This is a genomic window from Psychrobacter sp. FME13 (assembly GCF_014861395.1).
Lineage (GTDB): Bacteria > Pseudomonadota > Gammaproteobacteria > Pseudomonadales > Moraxellaceae > Psychrobacter.
Window position 1 is genome coordinate 1 of sequence record NZ_RRYV01000220.1, and the last position, 3,675, is coordinate 3,675.

Genomic DNA, 3,675 nt, shown 5'->3' on the forward strand with positions numbered 1-3,675 from the left:
GTTCATGGTAGCGACGACTGATGGTCAGACCTGTCACGTGTGCCAGACTATTGCGCGCCAAGTGTACGATATGGGTGGCACGGTAGTGCTGATTGAGATGGTTGTGATCGACCAATATAAAAGTATCGGCAACATTCAAATCAGTGGCATGGGCGAGTGCATGATAGACGCTGTAGTGTCCTTGATGATAGTTTGCGACGACAGTCGCTTCATCGATGCTCTCGGTATCGGTCACTGGGGCAAACGCAGCAGGGGTGTCGAGCGTAAGAGTTTGGCCACTTACCTGATTGTCCTCGTCAGCACTATTTCCATCAGTGTTGCTGTTTATAGCAACATCAGCGGATTGAGTGGGGTGTGATAAGGTTTGCTGTAGCCGTTCCTACTTTTCGCTACTATCTTGACTAATCACAAGAGCAGGCACTAGAGCTTGAGTCGTTTTTGCGCTACGATAAGATCTCTGTCTAAATGCCTGAAATCTTTTGATCATCCAAGGATCTCCATTGCAATTATGGCTAGTGGTGACATTAAAATCTTGCAAAGAGTGGTTGTAGTTGGAGTGGATTTATTGAACAGTATTCACCTGTATCATAGCTGTCATCCATATCTTTATCGCCAATTGCTTGATAGTTATCAGCCATATTTAAATAGGCTATTGTTCTGTTTGGATCAGAAATTATAATAGAGTCGTTTATTTGAGTTAGGATATTTATAAATGAGTACAAAAATAGCAATATATAAATAGAAAAGCCCTTGGATACATACGGGTACCGCTAAGTTGTAGTTTGAATTATTATCAAAGGCTGTTATAAAAGACATCCAAGCATAGTGGCTGCATGTTTGAAAATAAAAAATATATGATATGTTTGAATTTTCAACAAGCTTAAACCTTCTATTATAGGGAATTTTACATCATCAGAATATAAAAAGTAAATTTAGAAATCAAATGTATAGACCCATTGAGTAATGCTTTTGTCAGGCTTAATAGTCCAAACAATATTATTTGTATTACCATCAGTTCCATTGGAAGCAGTTAGATATATATTTCCTGATTTTTTGTCAAAGTATGCTACATGAGAGTTTATATTAATATTTTCGATGTTTTTTATTTTTTCTTGACTTAAGCAATTGAGTCTGTCGTTAATGCAAATGCTTGTGTAATTATTCTCATTGTATCTTATATAAATTTTATTTTTTTTGTTATATAAAACATGAAGGTTGCTCAAAGATTTATATTTGAATTTATTTTCTAAAACTAAGATTCTAGAGGTATGTATATATCCTAGACCTTTCTTAGTTTGAGAATAACAAAAATCATCCACTCTGCCACCCTCATTGTAACAATAAATGAGTGTACCATTATCTATCTTATCAATAATTTTAGATTTTAAATCAGGTAGTTTTCTCAGATTAACATGACCATCAGAGTCGTTGATAATACCATATCCACTAATATCATAATTATAGAAAGTATTAGAAGCTGCTGAAGCTGAAAATAGCAAGGTCAAGCCTATCAAATAAAGTTTTTTCATATGATTAATCCTTTATTCATTCGGGGTTGCACCAGATGGTGGAATATGATTATTTGGATTTCCATCAATATTTATCTTAGTTTTTATTGATTTTTGAGTCTTGAGTATTTCATTAATCTTGTCTCGAATACTGGTTAGCTCCTTTTTTGACCCGCTTAAACCGACACAACCCAAAGTTCCTTTATTATTACCGTCAGGATGTATACGTAGCAAAGATCTTTTGGTGCTAAACTGAGGGTCAATATTAAAGCTAAAACCGACTCCATTCTTGTTCATACCTTTACTGTAACTACCTGCTTCAGTTCTATCACGATACGTATGCGTAGTATATTCTCCATTAGGAGGCGCACCACTACCGAACCCTCCACTATTTGCAACAATAGACATTTCAAGCTTATTTCCCTTATAAATATATAAATTACCTATACCCAGTATTTCTGATACCATTTTCCCATCAATAACGATTAAATATTCTCCTAAGTTCCTTGTAATATTGACATTTGATAATGCAGCCATAAGAGGTACAGCTTTGATAATTGTTAATTCTTTATCAGATAAATTATCAAACTTATTACCGATTTCACTCATTAATTACCTCTTTTATTATTGATTCGCTGATAAATAGGATTCATGTATTATACTTATCAATAACACCATATCTCAACGCTGTAGTAGTACTCTCTTTGGAATGCTCTTATCTTTACCAAGGTTAGTCATTTTCTCATAATATTTTTTATAGTATTCATCCGCTTTAGTTTCATCGCCAATGGCTTGATAATTATCAGCGATATTCAAGTAAGCTACCGCTCTTTCAGGATGAGAGCTTATGACAGAGTCTAACAACTCTATAGCTTCATTGTGATAGCCATACTGTCCAAAGTAAAAAGCGAGGTTATTTGATAACTCTATATCGTCTTCATAGTAGTAAAGAGCGTCGATGTAATCTTCAGGCATACATCCGTCACCACTATCAGAATCGTTAGTTTGAATGAGTGATTCGACGATCGCCTGTTTGTTAGGGGTATCTTTGTCCATTAGTAGCTGATACTTATCTAACAAAATGTCAGGAATTACCTTTTCGCCTTTGTAGAAACCAGTCGAAAATAATTTTTGATTAATTTTTCCAAAATTGATTAACGATAATAGACTGTGTGTAGTTGGAGGCTCGATATTTTTAATAGAGTCTAGTTCGTGACCACAATAATTTAAATATAGCAACTGGTAAGTATTAATCAATATAAAATCATTTTTTCTCTTATCAAATAAGAATTCCAGCACATAATGATTTTGCTGACCATCTTGTCTTAATTTGATTTGTAATAAAGGATTTAGATTTAGAAATCGGTTATTAGTAAAATCACCTAACATGTAATTTAAATCACTTTGTTCTGATAAATAGTTTGTATTCTCAGAGCGAGTATTGACATCAAAATATCGTAATTCCTGATTATATGTTCTACTCGTTGGCAATTGAATTACTTTCATACCATCAGCCGTTTGGTATTTTACTACTGATGAACCGTCATCACTTTCTGTGACTGCTAGTTCGGGGAATGAAACATTGTAAGAAGCGGAAACTTGCTTATCATCAGCCTCATCTGAGGAGTAAGCACAGCCGCTAAGCAGCAAAAAACTTAAGAAAAAAGATTTATAATTCATAGTATTTAGTCTGCCATAATCGCATAAAATTTTGTAAAGTTATTCTTACGCTTCTGGCGGCTTGTTGTGTGATAATTTACATCATCAGTGATTGAATCAACTACTGCACCAGTTTTACCTTTATCTGCTTTTTGATTAAGTTTTTGCCACTCCCAAAAACCAAGCGCAGTTAAAATACCTTCACGTGTATTTAAAACGCTGTCTGGATTACTTACTATATTTAATCTCTCTTCAGGCATCTTATTATTTAATATTTCATTAACTTTTTTATAATTACCTTTCCAAGTTAATTGAATGAAACCTTTCCCCTTATATAGCAATCCTGTAAGATCTCCACCTTTTACTACATTGTCATAATCAAAATACCCATCATCAGTGTTACAAGCATAAACTCTTTTTGCAATTTCATTTTTTTGCGGAATCTGAGAGTAGCGGAGTTTTTCAAGGTAGTTGTCACCATCAAGCTAAATTAAGCGGCTTGTAATCT

5 protein-coding genes are annotated in these 3,675 nt (G+C 34.1%); 1 reads left to right on the forward strand and 4 read right to left on the reverse strand.

All coding sequences use genetic code 11. From position 1 onward, the window contains the following. Positions 1–358 (forward strand): hypothetical protein (locus EI164_RS15140; RefSeq protein WP_192520776.1); only part of this gene is annotated, 358 nt, incomplete at its 5' end. 574 nt (positions 359–932) lie between these two features. Here the strand turns inward: EI164_RS15140 and EI164_RS15145 are convergent. The 4 genes from EI164_RS15145 to EI164_RS15160 all read right to left on the reverse strand — a co-directional run bounded on the left by EI164_RS15145 (position 933) and on the right by EI164_RS15160 (position 3,508). Further along, entirely contained in the window at positions 933–1,529 is a 597-nt protein-coding gene (locus tag EI164_RS15145; protein WP_192520778.1) for a hypothetical protein, read from the reverse strand. Positions 1,530–1,541: 12 nt separating this feature from the next. Beyond that, positions 1,542–2,117, reverse strand: coding sequence for a hypothetical protein (locus EI164_RS15150; RefSeq protein ID WP_192520779.1), 576 nt, complete (start codon positions 2,115–2,117; stop codon positions 1,542–1,544). Between the two features lie 72 nt (positions 2,118–2,189). Next, positions 2,190–3,188: a tetratricopeptide repeat protein gene (locus tag EI164_RS15155; RefSeq protein WP_192520780.1), complete on the reverse strand. Its 999-nt coding sequence runs from the start codon at positions 3,186–3,188 to the stop codon at positions 2,190–2,192. Positions 3,189–3,193: 5 nt separating this feature from the next. Continuing rightward, positions 3,194–3,508 (reverse strand): hypothetical protein, encoded by a 315-nt coding sequence (locus EI164_RS15160; protein ID WP_192520782.1) that lies wholly within the window; start codon positions 3,506–3,508, stop codon positions 3,194–3,196. Positions 3,509–3,675 lie beyond the last annotated feature (167 nt).

Coding starts and splice junctions, on each gene's coding strand:
- EI164_RS15150 (WP_192520779.1), bottom strand. CDS start 2,117: ATGAGTGAAATCGGTAATAAGTTTGATAATTTATCTGATAAAGAATTA.
- EI164_RS15155 (WP_192520780.1), bottom strand. CDS start 3,188: ATGAATTATAAATCTTTTTTCTTAAGTTTTTTGCTGCTTAGCGGCTGT.
- EI164_RS15145 (WP_192520778.1), bottom strand. CDS start 1,529: ATGAAAAAACTTTATTTGATAGGCTTGACCTTGCTATTTTCAGCTTCA.